This window comes from Streptomyces telluris, assembly GCF_024519335.1.
In the GTDB taxonomy this organism is placed as follows: Bacteria; Actinomycetota; Actinomycetes; order Streptomycetales; family Streptomycetaceae; genus Streptomyces; species Streptomyces telluris.
The window spans coordinates 17640-40107 of sequence record NZ_JANIID010000035.1 but is presented as its reverse complement, the minus strand read 5'-3'; the positions used below and the strand labels follow the sequence as shown (position 1 = coordinate 40107).

Sequence of the window (22468 nt, the reverse complement as noted above, 5' to 3'; positions counted from 1 at the left end):
GACGGCCTGGACGGTGCTGGATACCTGGTTCTGCAGGGTGCCGTCGGCCCACAACCTCTCCAGCGGCAACGCGCCGGTCGGTGTCCTCGATCGTCGCCGGTGAGCAGGGCCGGCGGGGATTGCCGGGCCCGGATGCGTCCGGGCAGGTCCGGGTGCAGGCTGGATATATGTCCGGACCTGGTCGGATAGTGGTGCACCCGCCGTCGCCGTCGGGCGGGCGGCTGGTGACGGTCGGGGCAGAGGTCCTCGGCACCGCGTACGGGACTGTCGATGTGCTCGGGTTTCTGCGTCGAGCAGGGGTGGATATGAAGGATGCCCGGCTGGACGATCCCCAACTGATCGAATGGCTCGGCGGCGGGCCCGGAGCATGGTCGTAGAAAGACCCCCCATGCCTCAACGAGGCATGGGCAGCGGCGCGCGCTCCCGGTAGCGTCCCGGCTCACCCTTCCTTCGTGAGAGCGTCCGCCAGTTCGCGGGCGTGGTCCGCCGCCGTCGGGCCTCGGGCGGGGTCCGGAGCTTCTGAGAGGAAGACCAGGGTCAGCATCAGGGCGGTGTCCAGGCGGCAGGCCAGCATGGCCGGGGCGGTGGTGGGTGGGAGGGCTTCGCGCTGCAGGGTCGCGTAGCCCGCTCGCAGGGCTTCCGGGTCGAGTTGGTTCTCCGGGTAGCGGGCGTATTCGGTGAGCCGGCCGAATTCGAGGGTGGCGTCGCCGAGCAAGGCGTTCGACCAGTCCAGGAGGGCGTTGACCCGTCCCTCGCCGCGCCGGATGTTGGCGCTGCGGACGTCCAGGTGCACGAGTGCGGTCTCGGTGACGCCGGAGAGGTGGCGGGCGAGCGGGGCGGGGTCCGGTGGGGCCGGCCAGTCGGCCACGTGCCGGCCGGTCTCCGCCCACCGGCGCCGGATACGGGTGACGAGCGCCCGGCGGGTGCTCATGCCCTCCGCTGCCACGGGGACGAGCCGGCGCGGCGGCGGCAGGCGGTGGAGGCGGGCGAGGAGCTCGCCGAGGGCGAAGCCGTCGATGTCCGAACCGTCATCGGGGACGTACGCGGAGAGGAGGACGTCGGGCGACGACGCGTCCTCGGCGAGGCGGAGTTCCAGCGGCTCGGCCACCGGGAAGCCGTGGGCGGTCAGGTGGCGGGTGATCTCGTACTCCTGCACCAGCAGCGCCCTCGTGTCGACCTGCGGGTCGTTGGCGTTGGAGTCGAAGCGGCGGTGCGCGAGGCGCAGGGCGACGGCCCGGCCTTCCTTGTTCCGGGCGGAGTAGACGGAGAATTCGAGGCCGCTGCCGACCGGCGTCAGGTCGTCGAGCTTCCAGCGTTCGGCCAGGCTGTCGAGGAGGGGCATGGGATGGGTCATCGGGGCGCGGTGCTCCGTTCGGGCGTCAGGCCGGAGGGTCGGAGGGCGGAGGAAGCGGAGGAAGCGGAGGAAGCGAGGGAGGCGGAGGGTCGGAGGTTCGGAGGGGCGGGAGGCCGGCTCAGCGTTTCAGTCCTCGTCCGCCGTCGCCAGTGCCCGCCCGTCGTACCGTGCCCGACCGTCCCGGAAGAGGACGGGCGCGACGGCCAGGGCCAGCGCCAGTATCGCCGCGCCGCCCGCCGCGAAGGCCGTGCGCGGTCCGGCGGCTTCGGTGAGCATGCCGAAGAGCAGGGCGCCGAGGGGCATCGTGCCCCAGGCGAACAGGCGGTAGACGCCCGTCGCCCGGCCCAGCAGCCGGTCGGGGATGAGGCCTTGCCGCAGGGACACCGCCACGACGTTCCAGAGCATGAGGGCGAACCCGCTCGCGCCGTACGCCACCGCGACCACGGCGACGTTGCCGGTCGCGGCCACGGCGGGCCCCGCGGCGCCGATGAGGACGAGCCCGCCCAGGAGGGTGGGGACGCGGCCCGCAGCGCGGCTGATGCGGCTCGCGGCGGCGCCGCCGATCACCCCGCCGACGGCGCCGGCCGCCACGAGCGCCCCGTACGCGGCGGGCGGAAGCTCCAGTACGTCGCGCACGAGGATGACGAAGACGGCCACTTGGCCGAGGTAGACGGCGTTGATCAGGCCGGCGGAGACGGTCAGGGCGCGCAGCAGGGGGTCACGCGCCACGTACTCCAGGCCTTCCCTGATCTCCCCCAGCAGTCGCCGCCGACCTGCCGGGGGATCGGGTCTCGGCCCGCGGACGCCCCTGAGCAGGGCCGCGGACGCCAGGAAGGACAGCGCGTCCAGTACGAGCGGGACGGCGCGCCCTGCCGCGAAGAGGACGCCGCCGAGGACGTGGCCCAGCAGGTCGCGTCCCACGGTCTGGACGGCGAACAGCCGTCCGTTGGCCGCTTCGAGCCGTTCCTTGGGCACGACGCCGGGCAGGAGCGCGAAGGAGGCGCAGTCGAAGAGCACCTCCCCCATGCCGAGCAGGAACGCCGCCGCCACCAGCGGCCAGAAGGTCAGCAGGCCGGCAGCCAGGACGACGGCGGTGACGATCAGGGTGCCGGCGCGCAGCAGGTCGGCGAGGACCATGAGGCGCTGCCGTTCGAACCGGTCGGCATACGCGCCGGCCGGGAGTCCGAACAGCAGCCAGGGCATGGTCGTGGCCGCGGTGACCACGGAGACCTGGAACGCTTCGTGCAGCAGGGCGGCGGAGAGCAGAGGCAGGGCGGCGAATCTCATGCCGTCGCCGACCGCGGAGACCGCCGCGGCGCCGGTCAGCCGGTGGTAGGCGGTGCCGAAGCCGGCGACCCGGGTGGTGGTCGTCATCGCGGCCGCCCGGGCGAGAACACGGCACAGCGCAGCTCGCTCGTGTAGCGGCGGCCGCCCACCTCCAGCCAGCGCCGGTCCGGGGCGGGCAGCATCTCCGAGATCTCCACCGTGCCGCCGGTCCTGCGGGCCAGCCTGCTCAGCTGGCGTACGAGCAGGGGGGCGTCCCAGTCGACGTAGAGCGGCTTGGGCTCACCGGGGACCTTGGCGAAGACGTGCCGGGGCAGGCCGTGCCCGGTGCGCAGCCGCCGGGCGGAGAGGAACTCCGCGGCGTCGTCGGCGGCCGTGCGGCTGCCGGACAGGGCCGTCCCGCGCAGGGCGGCCGCGGGGATCCGCCAGGTCTCCCGCTGCAGGACCACGCGTCCGCAGCGGATGCGGGGGATGTGCTCCAGGGCTTCGGCGCGCAGGCCGACGCCGCCGAAGTGGCGGGGGAAGGCGAAGGGCGAGAGCGGGTCCTGGAGGATGCTGGGGCCGCCGGCGGGAGGGGCCATGAGGCGCAGTCTGCCGCCGACGCCGCGGGCGCGCAGTTCGAGGCGGCCGCCGGTCACGACCACGTACAGCTGGGAGGGCTGCAGGACCTTGTCGCGGGTCTGCGGGGAGCGGCCGTACACCTCCAGGTCGTGGCAGGGGTAGCAGAGCTGGGTGGAGGACTTGTCGGGGTGGCCCCGGGACAGGTTCACGAGGATCTCGTCGTCGTCCAGCAGCGACAGGTAGCCGCGGTACACCTCGGGGAGGAGCTCCGGGGCCCGCTCCTGGACCAGGGGGCCGAAGCTGGTGTGGGTGACGACCTCCCGCACGGCGTGGCAGTCGCCGATGACGGCGGTGAAGTCGCCGCGGGCCAGCGCCTCCCGGTTCTCGGCGGCGAAGAGGACGTCGGGGTTGCAGACTGCGGGCGGCGTGGCCGGGTGGGCGCCGAGGACGGCCTCCAACCGCTCGCGCGGCACGACGGTCTCGGCCCGGCCGGTGTCGTCGCCGAGCAGGGCGTGGGTGATCTCGGCATCCAGGACGGCCAGTTCGGCGTCGACGGTGGCGCATTCGGCGGCCAGCCGCTCCCGGTCGCGGAAGAACTCGGCGTACAGCCGGTCCAGGGGGACGGCGGTGCCGGTGCCGAACCGCGCGGCTGCCCAGCGGGTGAGGATCGCGGATTCACGGCGCATGCGCAGCCGGGGGCCCGCCAGCACGGTCTCGTAGACGACGGACAGCTCGTCCGTGATGAACCGTGCGACGTCCGGGCCGACGGTGAGGCCGGCCAGCCCGCTGTGGGCCTCCTCGAAGAGGATGCTGCGGTCGGCGTAGTGCAGGCCTCGGTGGCGGTTGGCCGGTACGCGGGTCAGCTTTTCGAACCGGTCCTTGGCATCGGCCAGCAGGGCCGGCCGCTCTGCCGGGGGCAGTGCCGAGAAGCGGGCCAGGTCCTGCTCGAAGCGTTCGGTCGCGGCGAGGAGCGGGCGGGCGAGCCCTCCGGGCGCGGCGGAGAGAAGGTCGCGCAGGGCGGCCAGGGGCCGGGAGTCACCGACGGGGATCTCGAACTCGGCGATCACCCATTCGTGCTCCGTCAGGCGCCGTAGCGCCCGGTCGAAGGAGGGAGTTCCGGTTCCGGGGCCGACTCCGGACTCGGCGGCGGTAGCAGCATCGGCATCGGCATCGGCATCGAAGTCAGCATCGGCATTGAAGTCGGCATCGACGTCGAGACCGGCATCGGCACCAGGCCCGTACCGGGCATCCCACGCCGTCCGCAGTTCCCTCACCGTACGCTCACCGTCGCACTGCTCCCACAGCCAGGCCTCGCCGGTGGAGACGGCGGCGCCGCCGAGGTGCCGGAAGTCCCAGTCGGTGTCGAGCCCGTCCCGGGTGGTGAAGGCGTACAGGTCGATGCGCCCGTCGCGGAGGAACGCCAGGGGGCGCCTGCGGGGGCGTACGCAGTCGGCGAGCCCCGGGGTCTCCCCGGCCGCCGCCGCGAGGCGTTCCGCCGCCCAGTGGGTGAAGCAGGAGCGGCGTTCCAGGGGCTGTGGTGAGGACGAGGACCAGGTGATGCCCGGTGCGCAGCCGGGCGCGGTGCGGCCGACGGTGAACGGCCCGAAGTGGGCGTGGGTCTCGTTCTTCGTGGTGACGCGCTGGAGGTACATGGCCAGCAGATCGGTCATCTTGCGGGTGTGCCGCCCGGTGTCACCGGCGAAGGAGTCGAGCCACGCGGCGAATCCCGGATAGGCGGCGTCGTTCGACAGCAGGAGGACGTCCCGCAGCGCCGGATCGTCCGTGAAGGCGCGGGCGACGGCGAAGCCGGCCGCGTCGAGCCGTTCGCGGTGGCGGGCGGCGAACGACGACCAGTCCGCGGCGAGCCGTGCGGCGGTCTCCTGGTATGCACGGAGGGCGTCGGCGACCCGGCCGTCGCCGGGCGGCCCCGCGAGCGCCTCGGCGAGCTCGGCCTCGGGGACCGGCCGCAGTTGGCCCACCCAGGACGACATCCGCTGCCGACCGGGCACCTTGTGGTCCCGGAGCAGGTCCTTCACGTCGTCCGCGAGGGCGGCGAGGCGGGCCCGGAGCTCCATCAGGGCATCGGCCTCGGCCGCCGCGGCGGTGTCGGCCAGCGGGGCGAGCAGTTCCATGGGGAAGCCGGCCTGCCGGAGGACGACGACGGGGACGAGGTGCCAGGCGCGCTCCGCGAACGGCACCGGGTCGGCGGGGTCGGCAGCGGGGTCGGCAGCGGCGCGGCCGTGGTCGTGGGCGGTCGCGGAGGTCATGGTCCCCTCTTGGGCGTGGGAGACGTGGAGGGCGGCCGTGGGCGGCGGCCCGGCGGTGACGTACGAACCGCCGGACGCCGTCGCGGCGGCCCGGTCGTGCAGCGCGTCCAGGATCGCCATGGGGTCGGCGGGCGGTGCCGGCAGCAGGCCGGGGCCGGGCACCCAGGACTTGACCCGTGTGCCGTGGTAGTCCGAGCCGGCCGTGGCCACGAGTCCGAGGGAGGCGCAGATCCGGGCGAGGCGGCTACTCTCGGCCGGGGTGTGCCAGCTGGTCCACGCTTCGAGCCCGGACAGTCCCGCCTCGCACAGGGGTTTGAGCAGAGCGGTGCACTCCTCGTCGTCCGAGGCGTCCAGGACGCCGGCGGGGTGGGCGAGGACGGCGGCGCCGCCCGCTTCGCCGATCCAGGTCAGGACGTCGAGGAGGCCGGGCCGCCAGGGCTGCGGGACGTGCAGCGGCTGTCCGGGGCGGCACCAGTCGGCCGCGATGCGGTCGTACGAAGCGGGGGCGTACGGCGTGAACCGGGGATCGTCTCCCGCAGTGCCGGCCAGCAGGGCGAGGTAGTCGCCTACGTAGGCGACGCGGTCGCCGCCGAGCCGTTCGCTCACGAGATCCCAGGTGAGGGGTACGCCGATGGCGCGGGCGCGCTCGGTCCAGGCGCGCCACCAGTCCAGCTCGGCGTCGTGCACGCGGCGGATCCTGTGCTGGAAGAGCTGGATGAGCCGGTCGGCGGGATCGGTGAAGTAGGCGAGGCAGTGCACTTCCTCGCCGCGCCACTCCGCCGTGACCTCGCACCCGGGGACGACGGTGAGCGCGCCGCCGGCGGCCCGGGCGAAGCCGGCGACGCCCGCCATGGTGTTGTGGTCGGTGACCGCGGCGGCGCGCAGGCCGGCGGCCAGGCAGCGGCGGGCGACCTCGGCGGGGGTCTCGTCGCCGTCGGAGCACCGGGTGTGCAGGTGCAGGTCGAGCGGGGTGGCGCGGTGCGCGGGGACTCCGGGCATCATCCGGCCTCCGGGAGGGAGCGCCGCCAGGACGCGGCCAGCCAGCGCTCGTAGGCGGGGCCGGCCGGGGTGTCCACGACCAGGCAGTACGGTTCGATGACGCGGCCGGGGCCGCCGGCGAGGCCGCCGTGGAGCGTCGTCAGGTTGTGCCCGAAGATCAGGTCGCACTGGTCGCCCGGCATGAGGACTTCCCAGCGGGCCCGGAATCCGCTCCAGGTCAGGCCGGTGGCCATGACCACCTGGTGGCAGAACAGGCGCGCCGCCTCGCCCCGGCACTCCCCGCAGGTGCACCGCCCGGCGAGCGGCACGGCGGCGGGGTGGCGGGTGCGTTCCTCCTTGGTGAGGCCGGCCTCGGCGTGGTGGAAGGACAGCGCGTGCCACAGCGGCTCCTCCAGGCCGAGCATGGCGCCGAAGGACGGGTAGGGGCAGCCGTGTTCCGGTTGGCGCGCGAGCGCGGCGCGCAGGTTCCCGCCGAGCCAGCGGGCCGCCGAGCGCACCGGGTCGTCGCCGGAGGGGACGGCGCGCCGGTCGATGACGTCGTGGACGATCCCGAGCCAGTCGTAGTACGTGGTGGCGCTCAGCCCTTCGCCGGCGGCGGCCAGGAAGATGCCCTGGTACATCTTGTGGGCGGGGGTGGTGGTGTAGCCGGAGGCGCCGAACTCGCGCCAGGCGGGGTCCCATTCGGGCGCGTCCAGGAGGCTGGGGGTGAGGTACGAGCAGTGCTGGCCGTCGTGGTGCGGGAGCAGGGTGCGGGTGGAGAAGCCTTCGGGCACGTGCGTCCGCTGGGGTTTGTCGGCCTCCAGGCGCATCCCGGGCGGGGCCCCGCGGGCGAGGAGGGCGTCGCGGAGGCGTTCGGCGAGGGCGCGGGCGAGCCGGCGGCTGTCTTCGACGCCCTGCCGCAGCCGGCCGATGCGGAAGGCGGCGAAGCCGGTGCGGTGCAGGTGGCCGGCGGCTTCGGCGGCGAGCCGGCCGAGGGCGGCCTCGCGCCGGGCGGGCGGGCCGGAGACCAGGTCGGCGCAGTCGAGCTGGGCCTCTGCGGGGGCGAACCTCACCGCTCCTCCCGGGGACCGTCGGGAGCGGTGTCCGCCCAGGGTGCGAATTCCGGGGGCTCGCAGTCGGTACGGAAGAGGAATTCGAAGAGCAGCCGGGCGGCGATCTGGGCCGTGCTGCCGGACGGGTCGTAGCGCGGGGCCACTTCCGCGACGTCGACGGCCTCCACGGGGAGGGCGCGCAGTGCCTCGTAGACGTCGAGGAGGTGGCCGGTGCCGATGCCGCCCATGGTGACGTGGCCGGTGCCGGTCGCCACGGCGCTGTCGAGGACGTCGATGTCGAGGGACACGTAGACGGTGTCGCAGCGTTCGCCGAGCGCTTCCACGACCGGGCGCAGGGCCGCGGCGGCTCCGTCGCGCAGGATGCGGGCGCCGGGCACCACGTGGAACCCGCGGTCGAGGAGGTCCCGGAACTGGTCGTACTTGGTGACGTCTCCGACACCGACGAAGGCGATGTCCTCGGGGTGCATGCCGGCCAGTTCGCTGATCCGGCGGGAGTTCGAGCCGTGGTAGAGCGGCCCGTGGAGGGTGCTCCAGTTCCCGAAGTCGAAGTGGTGGTCGATGTTGACGAAGCCCACTCGCCGGGCGCCGTTGTCGAGCCGGCCGGCGCGGAAGCCGGCGAAGGAGGGGAAGGTGACCGAGTGGTCGCCGTTGAGGAGGACGAGGCGGCCGGCGGCGCGGCTGAGCCGCCGGGTCTCGGCGGCGACCGCCTGGAAGGTGCGGACGGTGTCGGTGGGATAGACGTGCAGGTCGCCGGCGTCGGCCACGCGCGGGGCGCGGTAGCGGAAGGTTCCCCCGCTGCGGGTGTCCAGCATCCGCCACTCGCCCAGGCTCGTCAGGTAGCTGGAGAAGACCAGGCTCGCCTGGCGGATCGCCCGGGGGCCCTCGGCCGCGCCGGGGCGGGAGCTGGCCGTGGCGTCGTAGGGGATGCCGGCGGCCACCCAGCCGTCGGCGCCGGCATCGAGGCCGCTCGCGGCGACGGCGGGGGAGCCGAAGAGGGTGGCGACTCCGGCCCAGCCGGGCAGCGGGTCCGCCGCGAAGTCCTCCGGTTTGACGCTGTGCTGCAGGGCCTCGAAGTCGGGCAGGTCGGGCGGCCGGGTCATGCGCTCTCCTGTGCGGGCCTGGCGTGGGCGGCTGATTCCGGTGCTGGGGTGCGGACGATGCGGTGGGCGGCGGCGATCTTCTCCTGGAAGAGGTCCCAGCTGCGTTCCGGTGTGAGGTGCCGGGGCCGGTAGACCACCGGGAGGTCCTCGCGCCAGTGCGCGTAGTCCCAGTCGAAGATGCGCTCGCGCAGGCGCGGGAAGTCGGGGGTGAGGGGGTAGGGGACGAAGTTGTAGAGGTTGAAGAGCCACAGGGCGCGGCTGTTGTCCTGGAGCCAGCTGACGGTCTGGGAGTGCGAGGCCTCCGTCTCCTCGTCCAGGCCGCCCATCATGTTGAGGACGACCTTGAGGCCGGAGTCGCTCAGGGCGTGGATCTTCGTGGTGTAGTCGTCGAGGCCGCGGGAGAGCTTCCCGAGCCGCTTCAGCATCTGGGAATCGGCGGATTCGAAGCCGAGTTCGACGGCGACGACGCCGAGTTCGTGCATGGCATCGATGATCCAGTCCTTGACCTGCATGACGTGGGTCTGCACGATGAACCGGTATCCGGGACGGTCCCGGAAGACCCGCAGGAGGTTGGCGACGGCTTCGCGCGACTGGCCGAACGTCTTGTCGCCTATGTAGACGAGACGGGTCTCGGGGAAACGGGCGGCGAGCTCGTCCACTTCGGCGGCCAGGGCGTTCCGCTCCACGAGGACGAGCTGTTTGCTCCAGGCGTCGCCGCAGAAGGCGCACTGGTAGAGGCAGCCGTGGCTGGCATTGAGCCGCAGCATCGGCACCTTGCCGCTGTATCCGGCCAGGTGCCGGTAGTCCGGCGCCCAGGTGATCCGCTCGGCGGACAGCCCGCGCTGTGCGGGCTTCTCGGTGCGGCCGCCCTGCGCCTCGGCGATCGCCACCAGCCGGGACACCAGGCCTGCGTCGAGCTGCCCGCGGTGCACGGTGTGGACCGCCCCCTCGGGCGCCAGAGGGGCCATGTTGCCGCCGAGGACGACGTGCCGCCCCGCGGCGCCCAGGTGCCCGGCGATGTCGAGGGCGAGCCGGAAGTTCTGGGCCAGCGGTGAAATCAGCACCAGATCACCGGGCGCCGTCGCGCGCAGCAGGGGGTCGCAGCAGGCTTCGGCGTCGGCGGGGGTACGCGACAGGTCCTGGTAGACCGAGCCCAGGCCCGCGGTGTCCAGGAGAGCGGTCAGGTGGGCCACCCACAGCGGCATTTCCCACAGGCCGTCGGAGGGGATGAAGTACTCCGGGAGGAAGGCCCGGAACCGCCGGTCGTAGTCCTCGTAGTAGGCGGACAGACGCGCGTCGGGGTCATGGGTGGACGGGAAGGGTAACTGGACGATGCAACTCGTGATCACGGTTCCCCCTGCAATACGGGAGTCGGTGGTGGAGCGGCGTCACGCCCGGCCGCGAGAGAAGACCGCGCAGCGCAGCTCGCTGGTGTGGCGCTGCCCGCCGATGTCCAGCCACAACTGGTCCGGTGAGGGCAGCATCTCGGTGAATTCGACCGTGGATCCGGTGGAGGGCCCGGTCGCGGACCCGGTGGTGGATCCGGTGGTGGATCCGGTGGCGGTCCCCGTCTTCCGGGCGAGCCGGAAGAGCTGCCGTACGAGCAGGGGCGACCGCCAGTCCACGTACACGGGCTTCGGCTCGCCCGGGATCTTCGCGAAGCCCGTCTCCGGCAGGCCGAGGTCGCGGCGGAGCCGGCGGCCCGCGGTGAACTCGGCGGCGTCCCCGTTCGCCCGGTGCACGCCGGGGCTCCAGCCGCGGAAGGCCCGCGCGGGGATCCGCCAGCGCTCCCGGTGCAGGACGATACGGCCGCAGCGGATCCTGGGCAGGTGGTCGTGGTCGGCGCCGCGCAGCCCGATGCCGCCGAAGTGGCGGGGGAAGGCGAACGTCGACAGCGGGTCCTGGCGGATGCTGGGCCCGCCGGCGAGCGGAGCGAGCAGCTTCAGCCGCTTCCCGGTGCCGTGGGCGCGCAGCTCGACCCGGCCGGCGCGCGCCGTGACGTACAGGTGCCGCGGCTGGAGCACCTGGTCCCGGCTCTTCGGGGACAGGCCGTAGACCTCCAGGTCGGGGCACGGGTGGAGGAGCTGTGCCCCGGTCTTGTCCGGGTGGGAACGGGCGAGGTCGACGAGTTCCTCGTCCTCGTCCAGGAGGCTCAGGTAGCGGGAGTGGACCTCGGCGAGCACCTCCGGCGCCTCGGCCTCGATCAGCGGGGCGAAGCTGGAGTGGGTCAGGACCTCCCGGACGGCGTGGCAGTCGCCGACGACGGCGAGGAACTCCCCGCGGGCGATCGCCCCGGCGTCCGCGGCGGCGAGCATCACGTCGGGGTTGCACAGGGCGGGCGGCGCCGCCGGGTACCTGTCGATCAGCTCTTCGATGCGCTCGCGCTCCACCACCACCTCGTGCACCCCGGACGCGCTGTCAGCGACGTCCCGGAGCAGGAGGGCGGTGAACTCGCGGTCCAGGTCTGCGAGTTCCCGGTCGACCTCCTCGCACTCCCGCGCGAGGGCCGGCTTGTCGGCGTAGAAGGAGGCGTAGAAGTGCTGAAGGGGGACGGGCACGCCGGTCCCGAAGCGTGCTTCGACCCAGCGGCGGAGGATCTCCTGCTCTCGGCGGATCCGCAGGCGCGGCGCCAGAAGGGCCGTCTCGTAGACGAGGGACAGTTCGCGGCCGATGACGTCGGCGACGTCCTGGCCGAACCGCAGGTCCCCGACCGGGCTGTACGCCTCTTCGTAGAGGATGCCGCGGTCGGCGTAGTGCATGCCGTCGGCGCGGTTGGCCGCCGTCCCGGTGACTTTCTGGAAAGTCTCCTTCATCGCGGCGAGCAGCGGGGCGCGCGCTTCGTCGGGAGCGTCCGCGAACTCTCTCAGCTGTGCCCGGAGCCGGTGGACCGTCGCCAGGTCGGACGACGTCCCTGCCGGACGCCCGGCTCCGGGGGAGGGCGCACGGCGCAGGTGGCCTTCGAGTACGTGCAGCGGATCAGCCGAGCCGATGGGGATCTCCCAGCGGCCGACGAGCCAGTCCTTGCCGGTCAGTTCGCCGAGGGCGGCGTCGAATGCGCAGTCCGGTCCGGACGCACCGAAGCGCGCCGCCCATGCGGCGCGCAACTGGGCGACCGTGTGCTCGCCGTCGCACCGCTCCCACAGCCACAACCGGTCCGGATCGAGGGTGCCGGTGGTGACCGCGACGAAGCGCCAGTCGCCGGGCATGCCGGTGGTGGTCTCGAACGCGTACAGGGAGATGTCCGCGCCGTCGGCAAAGGCGAGGGGACGACGCCGGGGCCGCACTTCCTCGGACACCTCCGGACGCCGGCTGAACGCTTCGGCCAGTTTCTCCCCCGCCCAGTGGCTCAGGAACGCCGCCCGCCGCAGGGGGCCTTCGGTCCAGGACACGCCGTCGGCGTCCGGGGCGAGGCGGGCCACGGACAGGGGGCCGAAGTGGGAGTGGGTCTCGTTCTTCGTGGCGACCCGCTGGAGATACATCGTCAGCAGGTCCGTCATGCGCCGGACGTGGCCGTGCGAACCGCCCGCGCCCCCGTCGATCCAGGCCTCGAACTCCGCGAAGCGCGCGTCGTTCGACAGCAGGAGGACCTGTTTCAGGTCCGGGTCGCGGAACAGCCCGGCGACGTGGCGCCGCGCGTCGGCGAGCCGGGCGACGACACCGTCCTCGAAGGCCCTCCACGTGCGGTCCAGGAGCAGTGCCGCGGACTGATAGCCCTCGACGGCCTCCATGGCCGGCGCGGGGAGGCAGGCGCCGAGCTGCGCGAGGGCCTCGTCGCGAAAGGGGCGCATCATCCCCACGCCGGAGGCCAGATCGCCCTCCCGCCCGGCGCGCGCGGCCCTGAGCTCCGCCTTGACCTGCTGCGCGAGGCGGCACACCGCATCGTGGTGGGCGATCAGCGCGTCGGCCCCCTCCGCGGCCACGGGGTCGGCGAGCGGCTGCAGGAGGGAGACCGGGAATCCGGCGTGGCGCAGCAGCGCGACCGGGACGAGCGACCACGCCCGGCCGTCCCGGCCGGGTGGAGCACCGCCGCCTTCACCGTACGGGGTAATGATCCTTTCGGTCCCGTTGCTGCCCAACTAGCGCCCCCTGGGTAACCATGCCGTAATTGAGCGGAAACGCCACCATAGTCAAAGCAATGGTGAGGCTTCAACGACATACATGGACACGCCATCGACTTCCGGCCACCCCTGCATGGGCCGGACCTGTGTTCGGCATCGGGGCCGGAGCCGGCTGTGGTCAAGCGACTCCCGATCAACCCCGTGGCGCCGACTTTCAACCTATTCAGGTACTTGCCCCAATGGTCGCCCACTTGGGCGTTTTGCTTGAGCTAGGGTCACCTGGCCCGGCCAGGGGACGGCCGGGGGCTGGGGGCGGGGATGGAGCTGCAGCATTGGCTCGGGCAGGCCGTGGGGGCATTTCACGCATGGGCTCGGGAGTACGAGGAGTACGCGGCCCATCCCGCCATGGCGGTGGACGAGCGTGCCTGCGCCTCGGCGTTCGCAGAGTTGAGTGCGCGTCTGCGCGGCAGCTACCCGTTCTTCCATCCCTGCTACGCCGGGCAGATGCTCAAGCCGCCGCACCCCGTCGCCGTCGCGGGCTACCTGGCCGCCATGCTCGTCAACTCCAACAATCATGCGCTGGACGGCGGTCCGGCCACTTCGGCCATGGAGGAGGAGGCGGTCGAGCAGCTCGCGTCCATGTTCGGCCTGCGGACGCACTTGGGTCATCTCACCAGCGGTGGCACCCTGGCGAATCTGGAGGCACTGTTCGTCGCCCGGGAGAGTCATCCAGGCCGGGGCGTCGCCGTCGGCGCCGAAGCTCACTACACCCATGCCCGGATGAGCCACGTGCTCGGCATGCGGGTGCACACGGTGCCAGTTGACGTCCACGGGCGCATGGACGTCGGCGCGTTGGGGCAGCTGCTGTCCACCGGGGACATCGGGACGGTCGTCGCCACCACGGGAACCACGGCGCTGGGGGCCGTCGATCCCCTGCACCTCATCGTGCCGTTGGCCCGGCGGCATGGTGTGCGCGTCCATGTGGATGCCGCTTATGGGGGTTTCTTCACGCTCCTCGCCGACGAGGAGGACCGGGGCGCCTTGGTGGCAGGGGATCCCTGGCGGTCCATCGCCCACTGCGACTCGGTGGTGATCGACCCGCATAAACACGGCTTGCAGCCGTACGGCTGCGGTGCGGTGCTTTTCAGCGACCCGGCTGTCGCCCGCTTCTTCCAGCACGACTCCCCGTACACCTACTTCACGTCCCAGCGGCCGCACCTCGGGGAGATCAGTCTGGAGTGCTCACGTTCCGGTGCCTCCGCCGCCGCCCTGTGGCTGACTCTCAAGTTGCTGCCGCTGACGCGCCAGGGACTCGGCGCCGTTCTCGCGGCCGGGCGCAGGGCCGCACTGCGCTGGGCGGAGCTGATCGACGCATCGCCCGTGCTGGAGCTGTACCAGCCGCCCGAACTCGACATCGTCACCTATCATCCGCGCACCACACCCGCCGCGCTGTCCCGGATCGGCGCGGCCAGCAACGACGTGATGCAGCGGGGCATGACCGCCAAGGAAGACCCCGTCTTCCTCAGCGTCGCCCGCATCGGCGCCTCCGACTTCACCGCCCGTCATACGGAAGTCACCGCGGATCGTGATCACACCCACATCCTGCGCAGTGTGCTGATGAAACCCGAGAGCGAGCTCTACCTGGAGCGGTTGCACTCCCGCGTGGAGAACCTGGCAAGAGCATCGATCCGACACGCGTGAAGGAGTGGGCGATGAGCGCCGAATCCCACGTCCGCCCGTCCACGACAGCCGCGGTCCTTCCCGAGGACTCGCGGATTCCCCGGGCACAGCCTGACAGCAGCGCGACAGCCGAGTACGACCGGTACTTCCACATCCTCAGGACGCCACCGGACCTGTGCGCATGGACCAGGAGCTGCCTGGACCTCCAAGCGGCAGTCCTCGCCGACCTGACGCACTCGCCGGGTCTTGACGACGGTCAACGGACCGACATTCTCACCGGGCTGCTGTACGTGTCCTCCGCAACACTGACGTCCTGGCTGCGTGCCACCCCGGGGCCGGTACCGGTACCGGAGCATCACGAACCACCCTTCGCGGGGACCCGCCCCGGGCCCGGGCAGTCCGGGGAAGAGCAGCGCGACGCACTGCGCCGCTGGAAACTCGGCCATCAGCTCTTTCACGTGCTGTTGGCAACCATGAACACCGTCCTGGACGACACCCTGGCCGCCGCGCAGGACACCCGTTGGCCTTCTCTGGTCCAAGGCATGGAACGGTTGCGGGTGCTGTACGACGCGGCCACCGCCACCATGGCCTACGCCTCCGACTTTCCGCCCGCCCTCTACCAGGACGAGATCCGTCCGAGCATGCAACCTCCCTTCGTCGGGCCCGGGTTCTCGGGGGTCTTCAACCGGGAACACCGTGCGATGACGATCCGCATGCACCGTCTCAGGCGAGCAGTGAAGGACCTGCCGCCGGAGGCCGGCCCTGCCGACGCAATCCGCCACGCGGCGCTCTCCCTCCAGGCGGCCCAAAGCCGAAACCACAGCAGTCACGTCAAAATCTGCGAGCGATGTGTGCCTTCCGGCACCTCACTGCTGAGGCACCATCTCGCGCAGAGCTCTCCCCGGGAGGAACCGCTGTGCGACAGCTGACCGAGTTCCGGAGCGACGTTTCCCGGGCCGCCGGGGACATCGAGGGCATCGACGGGCAGGCGGGGCTGCGCCTGCTGGCCGAGTCGGTCGGCGAGGTCGTGTGGCTGGACCACTGCCCCTTCCTGAGCGCGTCGTTCCAGCCGGCACCGGCCTGGCTGAGACACGAACAGGTCTCCGCGTTCCAGCCGCTGCCCGCGCCCCCGCCCGGCCACCGGCCGCCCCCGCCTGACCCGCGCCGGCTGTGCGTGTCCTTCGCCCCCGAACACGGCACCAACGCCCGCACCTGGGCGCGCACGTACGGGTACGGGCTGCTCGCCCCGGACCCCGGTGTCACGGCCTGGGCCGCGGACAAGATCCATGCCGTCAAGCTGTTCGCGATGGCGGGCGTACCCACACCGCCGTCACGGGTCGTCCCCGCACAGAACCGGGCACCCGCCGAGACGTACTGGAACGACCACTGGCCCCAGGCGGTGGCCCAACGGAGGGAGAACAACCTCATCGGTCGCGGGACCGTCCTCGTCGACTCCCCATCGGGCCTCCGGTCCTGCCTGGACGCCTGGCCGGACGAGGCGGTCAAGCTCAGTCGTTACGCTCCCGGGATCTCCTTGACCGTCACCGCCTGCACAGGGCCGGACCGCACCATCGTCTCGGCGGTCTCCCACCAGCTGGTGGGGCTTCCGGAACTGGCCGCCGGCTGGGGCACCCACTGCGGCAACCAGCTCGTGCACCCCGACGATCTGCCCGCGGGCTTGTACGGGCAGGCTCGCGAGGCCGCCCGGCGCGTGGGCGAAGTGCTCCGCGGACGCGGCTTCCGCGGCGTATTCGGCCTGGACCTCGTCGAAGACGCCGGCCGGCTGATGGCCGTCGAGGTCAACCCCCGCTTCCAGACCGTCGTCTCCCTCGTCCAGGCCGTCGAGCGCAGCGCAGGACTCCTGCCCTCCCTGGGGCTGCACATCCTGTCCTTCCTGCTCCCCGCCCTTCCCGATCCGGTGGCACGGGAACTTCCTCCGGGCCCTCACCCCAGTCAGCTCGTGGTGCACACCGCGACGGAGAGCACCGTGCACGACCTGGCGCCCTCGGGGCGTTACCGCAAGGCCGACCACGGGGTGACCGGTCCCCTCCCCGTCGGCACCGGAATCACCGACAACGAAGCCCTGTGGTGGGGCATCGCCCACCCCGGACCCGTCAGTGCCGGCCAAGAGCTGGCGCTCGCCCAGTTCGGCCGGCCCGTTGCGGCCCTCGAACCGCGCCCGCGCCCCGCCCCGGAGGCAATGGCGTGGATCGCCACGTTCCTCCAGCGGTCCCGGATCGGCACGGAAAGGCTTCCCGGCCTCCCCGCCCAGGGCCGGCCGCAGTCACCACCGGCAGTCGCACCACCGGCAGTCGCACCACTGGCAGTCGCACCACCGGTGATCGCGCCCCCAGCTGCCGGACTGCCGCCCCTGCGGCTGGACGAGCAGCGCATGCGCGAAGCCGGCCGCCACACCATCGAACTGATCATCAACCGGCTCACCACGCTCGGGGACCGGCCGCCCCTCCACGTACCGTCGACCGACACCCTCCGGGCCGCCCTGGACGAGCCCCTTCCCGAGCGCGGCACCTCGAACCTGCCCGCTCTCCTCGACCATGTCACCCAGCAGGCACTCGGCGAGGCGACCCGCCTGGATCACCCGCGCTGCTTCGCCTTCGTCCCCTCGACCGGCAACTTCCCGGCCGTACTCGCCGACGCCCTCGCCGCCGCCCACCTTTCGGTCCCCGGGGCCTGGCTCGTCGGCGCCGGGCCCACCCAGCTCGAACTCACCACTCTCGGCTGGCTCAAGGCACTGCTCGGCCTGCCCGACAGCCACGGTGGCCTGCTCGTCAGCGGCGGATCCCTGGCCAATCTCACCGCCCTGGCCGTCGCCCGCGACCACCACCTGGGCGACGACTGCGCACAGGCACGTCTGTACTGCTCCACCCAGGCCCACCCGTCCGTCCCGCGCGCGGCGCACCTTCTGGGTCTCACCCGCAGCAGGCTCTCCGTCGTTCCCGCCGACGAGGGCCTGCGCCTGGACGTCCCCACCGTCGCGCGACGGATCGCCCGGGACCGGGACGAAGGCCTGCGCCCCTTCGCTGTGGTCGCCACCCTGGGCACCACCGGGACCGGCGCCATCGACCCCCTCGACGACCTCGCCGACCTGTGCGAGCAGGAGGGACTGTGGCTCCACGTCGACGGCGCCCACGGCGCGGCGGCCGCCGCCACCCCTCGCGGCCACCATCTGCGCAACGCCCTGCGGCGGGCCGACTCCCTCACCATCGACCCGCACAAGTGGCTCTTCCAGCCCTACGAGACCGGCTGCGTCCTGCTCCGCCGCCCCGAGCTGCTGCCCGCCACCTTCGCGCTGGGACGCCACGCCCTGGACACCGGTTACCTCGAACCCACCGAGTCCCGAGGCGACCAGGTCAACCTCTCCGACTACGGCCCCCAGCAGAGCCGCGGCCTCCGGGCCCTCAAACTGTGGCTCTCGCTCAAAACCTTCGGCGCCCAGGCGTTCCGGCAGGCCATCGAGCACGGCATGGACCTGGCCGAGCACGCTGCCGCGCTCATCACCGCCCACCCCGACCTGCAGCTGGTCACCGCGCCCAGCCTCGCCATCCTCACCTTTCGATACCACCCGGCCGGCGCGCCGGACGACTGGGACGGCGACACCGCCCAGGAACGCATCAGCCGCGACATCTGCGCGGGCGGTCAGGCCCTGATCCTGACCACCCGGGTGCGCGGTGTCACCGTGCTGCGGATGTGCACCATCAACCCCACCAGCACCCGCGCGGACGTGGCAGCCGTGCTGGAACTGGTCGCCCAGCAGGGCCGTAAGTCCTGACGAGGAACCGCCGCGCAGTCATGGTCAGGAGAACACCAGCGCTGACGGCCCCTCGATCAGCTTCACGCCGCCACTGCCGCACTTCAACGGATCGGCCGTGAGCTGAACGCCGGGAGAGGCCACCCTCCTGCCCGTGAACCTGCCGGACGTCACCTTGCCCGCGACCAGTACGACCGCCTCACCGGCCGGCTGCGGCACGATCCCCACGTCGTACACCACCGTGCTCTGCTCTCCGGTGTTCCACGTGATCCGCTCCTCGGTGACCGAATGGGACAACAGGCAGCTGTTCTCCCCTCCACCCTTGATCACGGACTTCGCCGCCGTCACGGAAGGATCCGTCGATACACAGTGGTAATCACCGTGGCCCGTGATCCGTGTGGGCTTCGTCGAGAACGTCAATCCCGGTGAGAACGCGACGGAGTTGCTTCCTACGCAGTTGAGGACCACGTTCGCTCTCTCTCCGGAATATGCGGATGCGGGAAGCGCCCCCGGACCCGCCCCCACCAGAACCACGGCCACGCCCGCGCACCCCCACGCCCTGCGCCACCGATACCCCATGACCATCCACTCCCCGTCTTTCCGTCCCGCTCCCGGGCGCGACCGGCCCGGCCACTGACGACGGCAGAATTCTCCAGCGCTTGGCATACCTCCGAGGGGTGACAGGCGGCGAGGGACGAAGCTGACGCAGCGTCCGCGCACAAGCAGCGCGAGAGGCCACGCGCACGCTGGCTCACCCGCCACTCGCATGAGTACGCGTACGCCTGGCTCCCCCGTCCCGACCGGCCCGATCGTCGAGAAACGGCTCGTACGGGACCGTGGTACAGGAGGGGCGTTAAAAAGGCGTAAAGATTGCCGGAACCAGGAAATGTGCGCCGCCCGTTTCACCTGACACGATGCCGCCGTCCAGCGGGTTGTCAGTGAGGCGGGTGAGGTGCTCATGGGATTGTTTCTTGGTCTCGGCATCGGGGGGATCGTGCTCCTGGCCCTGTCGCTGCTGTTCGACGGGGTGCTGGAGAGCGCCTTCGACGGCGCCCTGGGCGGATTGTTCGACGGGTGGCTGTCGCTTCCGGTCGTCGCGGGCTTCGTCTCGATGCTCGGTTTCACGGGGGCGATCGTGCTCGGCTCCACCGGACTCGGGGCGGGAGCGGCGGCTGCCGCGGGCGCCGTCGCGGGGACGGGCGCCGGCTGGCTGACCTATCGCTTCAGCCGGGCCCTCCTGCGCTCCGGCGGCCCGGCCGCCCCCACGAAGGACGACCTCGTCGGGGTCGCCGGCACCGTGGTGACCTCCATCCCGGCCGACGGCTACGGCGAAGTGCTGCTCCGCCTGGCCGGGCAGCCGGTGAAGTACGCCGCCACGGCGGAGGCGCCGCTGGGCCGCGGGGCCGAGGTGTGGGTCACCGCCGCCCCGTCGTCCACGTCGGTGAGCGTGCGCGCGGTCGAGCACTGAGGCGCAACAACCCGGTACGCACATCGCCCGCCCGCAGGCCGCGCGCCCTCACGTACCCGCACAGCGCGCTCACCCTTCCCACCTGATTTGCCAGTACGACCTGCCGTCCCTCTCGGGAGGCAGGAGAGGAGATGCCCCATGAGCCCAGTCGTCACCGCGGTCGTAGGAGTGGTGGTACTCCTCGTCCTGCTGGCCCTGGTCGTCGTCACCCGCTACAAGGTCGCCGGCCCCAGTGAGGCGTTCATCATCACGGGCCGGCGCGGGAAGAAGTCCACGGACCCGCAGACGGGGCAGGTGTTCACCGACAACAGCGGTCAGAAGGTCGTGGTCGGCGGCGGCGTGTTCGTGGTGCCGTTCGTCCAGCAGCGGTACGTGCTCGACCTCTCCAGCCGGCACATACCCGTCGCCGTCCGCGGCGCCGTGACCCTGCGCGGCATCAAGGCCCACCTGGAGGGCGTCGCGATCGTCAAGGTCGGGGGCACCGAGGACGCGATCCGCGCCGCCGCGCAGCGCTTCCTCCAGCAGCAGGGCGGCATCGTCGGCTTCACCCAGGAAGTGCTCTCGGGAGCGCTGCGCTCCATCGTCGGCCGCATGTCGGTGGAGGACATCATCCGTGACCGCGCCGCGTTCGCCGGGCAGGTCGCGGAGGAGGCCGAGGCCAGCCTGTCCGGTCAGGGGCTCGTCCTCGACGCCTTCCAGATCCAGGACATCACCACCGAGGGCACCTACCTGGAGGACCTCGGCCGGCCCGAGGCCGCCCGGGCCATGCAGGAGGCCGACATCGCCGAGGCCAACGCCCGCCAGGCGGCCGAACAGGCACGGCTGAAGGCCGAGGAGGAGATCGCGGTCGCGCAGCGGACCCTGTACCTGCGGCAGGCGGAGATCAAGGCCGAGACCGACGCGGCGGCCGCGCAGGCCAACGCCGCCGGCCCGCTGGCCGAGGCGGACCGGCAGCAGCAGATCCTGGTCGAGCAGGAGAAGGTGGCCGAGCGCCAGGCCGCTCTGACCGACCGCCAGTTGGACACGCAGGTGCGCAAGCCCGCCGACGCCAAGCGGTACGAGGCGGAGCAGGAGGCGGAGGCCAAGCGGGTCGCCCGGGTCAAGCAGGCGGAGGCCGAGCGTCTGGCGGCGATCGCGGCGGCCGAGGCCGTGGCCGTCGAGGGTGCCAAGCAGGGTGAGGCCGAGCGGGCCCGGCGCGTGGCCATCGCGGACGCCGTCCGCCAGGAAGGTGAGGCGGAGGCCGCGGCCATCGCCGCCCGCGGCGCCGCCGAGGCCGAGGCGATGAACAAGAAGGCCGACGCCTTCGAGCGTTACGGCGACGCCGCCGTCCTGCAGATGCTCGTCGAGGTGCTGCCGCAGGTGGTCGGCAAGGCGGCCGAGCCGCTCGGTGCCATCGACAAGCTGACTGTCATCTCCACCGACGGCGCCGGCAAGCTGCCCCGTACCGTCGCGGACAACGTCGCTCAGGGCATGGAGCTCCTCGGCTCCACCACCGGCGTGGACCTGACCCGTCTCCTCCGCGGCCTGACCGCGGACAAGGCCGGAGACAAGGCCGCGGCCAGGGCTGCGGACGAGGCAGAGGCAGTAGCCCCGGCCTCGTCCAACGGCAGGATCCCGATCACGGAGTAACAGCCGGACAGGGGGCAGGGTCAGCCACGCGCCCGCGCCGCTGCGGTTCACCCATGACCTGCAGCGGCGCGGGCGCGTGCCGCGCCGGCTCAGGACAGGCGGACGGCACGGGACCGGTCGGCTCAGGACCGTGCCGGCCAGTCCAGGAGCCGGGCCCCGATGACGGCGGTCTGCAGGGTATAGCGCTGCGCGGGGTCGGCCGCATCGCAGCCGGTCAGGGTGTGGATGCGCCGGAGCCGGTAGGTCAGTGCCCGGACGCTGAGCGAGAGCGTCCGGGCGGCCTCCGCCGATACGCATCCGGCGTCGAAGTAGGCGTTCAGCGTCTCCAGCAGGGGCAGGGCGCCGCCGCGCGCCTGGCGCAGCGGTCCGAGCGTGGTGTGGACCAGGTCCGCCAGCGCCTGGCGGTCGCGGGCCAGGACGGGGAAGACCAGCAGGTCGGAAGCCTTCAGCACCGGCTCGTCGAAGCCCATCCGCGCGGCGAGTTCCAGCGTGGACAGGGCCTCTTCGTAGGAGTGGGCGACGCCCCCGCCACCTCCCTTGGCCCTGCCGACGGCGATCCGGGCGCCGACGTTGATGGCCGAGTGGGCCTGCTTGGCGAAGTAGGTCAGCACATCGGTCTGGTCGCCGGGAGCGATGCAGATGATCCGGCCGTCCTTGGTGGTGATGAGGATGTTCCGGCTGCCGAACCGGCCGACCAGTGAAGCGTCGACCTGCCGGGTCACCGGGTGGAAGTCGTCGTAGGGCTCCGCCCCCTCGGCCACGGCCACGGCGTAGGCGTACGAGAGCAGCAGCCCGATCCGCTCGGCCCGTTCCGCCAGACGCCCGAGGTGGCTCCGGCCGTGCAAGAGGTCGTCGACGAACTCCCTCCGGTCCGCCGCCTCCTGACGTACCGCCAGCCGTTGGGCCCGCTCGTAGCCTTCCGCGAACGCGTCGATCGCTTGCTCCGCGGCGCCGAGCACGTGGTCGGCCCCGGCCGCGGAGGTGCGCCCCGCGGGCCAGTGCCGCCGCGTGGCCGAGAGGTGGGCGGCCACGCAGGAGCGCAGGGACAGCCCGGCTTCCGCCGCTTGCTCGCCGCTCGCCCTCCGGGAGTCGATCTGCCTTCGGTCGGGTCGGCGGCCCGTGCCTGCCGCATCGGTCAGGATCTGCTCGTACCCGTCCAGGTACGCCTCGGGTCCTGTCCGCGCTTCCATGCGTGTTCTCCTGGTTTGGCAGCCTTTTGCCTCCATTTACGCACATGCGGAGTGGGC

Annotated in this window: 14 protein-coding genes; 5 read left to right on the top strand and 9 right to left on the bottom strand. The window is 72.3% G+C overall.

The window, feature by feature from the left end; genetic code table 11:
* Nucleotides 1-439 precede the first annotated feature (439 nt).
* The 7 genes from NQU55_RS29590 to NQU55_RS29560 form a co-directional block, all read right to left on the bottom strand.
* Nucleotides 440-1354 (bottom strand): phosphotransferase family protein, encoded by a 915-nt coding sequence (locus tag NQU55_RS29590; protein ID WP_168093850.1) that lies wholly within the window; start codon nt 1352-1354, stop codon nt 440-442.
* A gap of 126 nt (nt 1355-1480) precedes the next feature.
* Complete coding sequence (locus tag NQU55_RS29585) at nt 1481-2728, bottom strand: MFS transporter (protein WP_168093849.1); 1248 nt, start codon at nt 2726-2728, stop codon at nt 1481-1483.
* Nucleotides 2725-6468 carry a lantibiotic dehydratase gene (locus tag NQU55_RS29580; protein WP_256791495.1) on the bottom strand — a complete coding sequence of 1248 codons (3744 nt, stop codon included), beginning with the start codon at nt 6466-6468 and terminating at the stop codon, nt 2725-2727. Before NQU55_RS29580 ends, NQU55_RS29585 begins: the two co-directional genes overlap by 4 nt.
* Nucleotides 6465-7517, bottom strand: a complete 1053-nt coding sequence (locus tag NQU55_RS29575) for a hypothetical protein (RefSeq protein ID WP_168093388.1) — start codon at nt 7515-7517, stop codon at nt 6465-6467. Before NQU55_RS29575 ends, NQU55_RS29580 begins: the two co-directional genes overlap by 4 nt.
* Nucleotides 7514-8617 (bottom strand): arginase family protein, encoded by a 1104-nt coding sequence (locus tag NQU55_RS29570; protein WP_168093387.1) that lies wholly within the window; start codon nt 8615-8617, stop codon nt 7514-7516. The genes NQU55_RS29575 and NQU55_RS29570 overlap by 4 nt, the downstream gene beginning before the upstream one ends.
* A complete protein-coding gene (locus NQU55_RS36955) occupies nt 8614-9966 on the bottom strand; it encodes a B12-binding domain-containing radical SAM protein (protein ID WP_168093386.1) in 1353 nt (450 codons plus the stop codon). The genes NQU55_RS29570 and NQU55_RS36955 overlap by 4 nt, the downstream gene beginning before the upstream one ends.
* A 39-nt stretch (nt 9967-10005) precedes the next feature.
* On the bottom strand, nt 10006-12693 hold the full coding sequence (locus NQU55_RS29560) for a lantibiotic dehydratase (protein ID WP_168093385.1): 2688 nt from the start codon (nt 12691-12693) through the stop codon (nt 10006-10008).
* Nucleotides 12694-12993: 300 nt separating this feature from the next.
* On the opposite strand from NQU55_RS29560, the gene NQU55_RS29555 reads away from it, so the two are divergent.
* From NQU55_RS29555 to NQU55_RS29545, 3 genes are read left to right on the top strand one after another with little or no spacing between them, the layout of a single operon-like run.
* The gene (locus NQU55_RS29555) at nt 12994-14376 is read left to right on the top strand and encodes a pyridoxal phosphate-dependent decarboxylase family protein (protein WP_168093384.1); all 1383 of its coding nucleotides are present in this window, start codon (nt 12994-12996) and stop codon (nt 14374-14376) included.
* A gap of 11 nt (nt 14377-14387) precedes the next feature.
* Nucleotides 14388-15284: a 3-methyl-L-tyrosine peroxygenase-related protein gene (locus tag NQU55_RS29550; RefSeq protein WP_168093383.1), complete on the top strand. Its 897-nt coding sequence runs from the start codon at nt 14388-14390 to the stop codon at nt 15282-15284.
* Nucleotides 15272-18145 (top strand): pyridoxal-dependent decarboxylase, encoded by a 2874-nt coding sequence (locus tag NQU55_RS29545; protein ID WP_168093382.1) that lies wholly within the window; start codon nt 15272-15274, stop codon nt 18143-18145. Before NQU55_RS29550 ends, NQU55_RS29545 begins: the two co-directional genes overlap by 13 nt.
* A 24-nt stretch (nt 18146-18169) precedes the next feature.
* On the opposite strand, the gene NQU55_RS29540 is transcribed toward NQU55_RS29545, so the two are convergent.
* Nucleotides 18170-18472, bottom strand: a complete 303-nt coding sequence (locus NQU55_RS29540; RefSeq protein ID WP_168093381.1) for a hypothetical protein — start codon at nt 18470-18472, stop codon at nt 18170-18172.
* Nucleotides 18473-19082: 610 nt separating this feature from the next.
* Here NQU55_RS29540 and NQU55_RS29535 point away from each other — a divergent pair.
* Both NQU55_RS29535 and NQU55_RS29530 read left to right on the top strand, forming a co-directional pair.
* A complete protein-coding gene (locus NQU55_RS29535) occupies nt 19083-19592 on the top strand; it encodes an NfeD C-terminal domain-containing protein (protein WP_168094980.1) in 510 nt (169 codons plus the stop codon).
* Nucleotides 19593-19730: 138 nt separating this feature from the next.
* Nucleotides 19731-21221, top strand: coding sequence for a flotillin family protein (locus NQU55_RS29530; RefSeq protein WP_168094979.1), 1491 nt, complete (start codon nt 19731-19733; stop codon nt 21219-21221).
* 122 nt (nt 21222-21343) lie between these two features.
* On the opposite strand, the gene NQU55_RS29525 is transcribed toward NQU55_RS29530, so the two are convergent.
* Nucleotides 21344-22411, bottom strand: coding sequence for a PucR family transcriptional regulator (locus NQU55_RS29525; protein WP_168094978.1), 1068 nt, complete (start codon nt 22409-22411; stop codon nt 21344-21346).
* Nucleotides 22412-22468: the final 57 nt, after the last annotated feature.

What these genes read in the sequence shown, in the direction of transcription:
- NQU55_RS29570 (WP_168093387.1), bottom strand. Translation starts at nt 8,617, where the DNA reads ATGACCCGGCCGCCCGACCTGCCCGACTTCGAGGCCCTGCAGCACAGC.
- NQU55_RS29550 (WP_168093383.1), top strand. Translation starts at nt 14,388, where the DNA reads ATGAGCGCCGAATCCCACGTCCGCCCGTCCACGACAGCCGCGGTCCTT.
- NQU55_RS29555 (WP_168093384.1), top strand. Translation starts at nt 12,994, where the DNA reads ATGGAGCTGCAGCATTGGCTCGGGCAGGCCGTGGGGGCATTTCACGCA.
- NQU55_RS29530 (WP_168094979.1), top strand. Translation starts at nt 19,731, where the DNA reads ATGAGCCCAGTCGTCACCGCGGTCGTAGGAGTGGTGGTACTCCTCGTC.
- NQU55_RS29525 (WP_168094978.1), bottom strand. Translation starts at nt 22,411, where the DNA reads ATGGAAGCGCGGACAGGACCCGAGGCGTACCTGGACGGGTACGAGCAG.
- NQU55_RS29585 (WP_168093849.1), bottom strand. Translation starts at nt 2,728, where the DNA reads ATGACGACCACCACCCGGGTCGCCGGCTTCGGCACCGCCTACCACCGG.
- NQU55_RS29590 (WP_168093850.1), bottom strand. Translation starts at nt 1,354, where the DNA reads ATGACCCATCCCATGCCCCTCCTCGACAGCCTGGCCGAACGCTGGAAG.
- NQU55_RS29580 (WP_256791495.1), bottom strand. Translation starts at nt 6,468, where the DNA reads ATGATGCCCGGAGTCCCCGCGCACCGCGCCACCCCGCTCGACCTGCAC.
- NQU55_RS29535 (WP_168094980.1), top strand. Translation starts at nt 19,083, where the DNA reads ATGGGATTGTTTCTTGGTCTCGGCATCGGGGGGATCGTGCTCCTGGCC.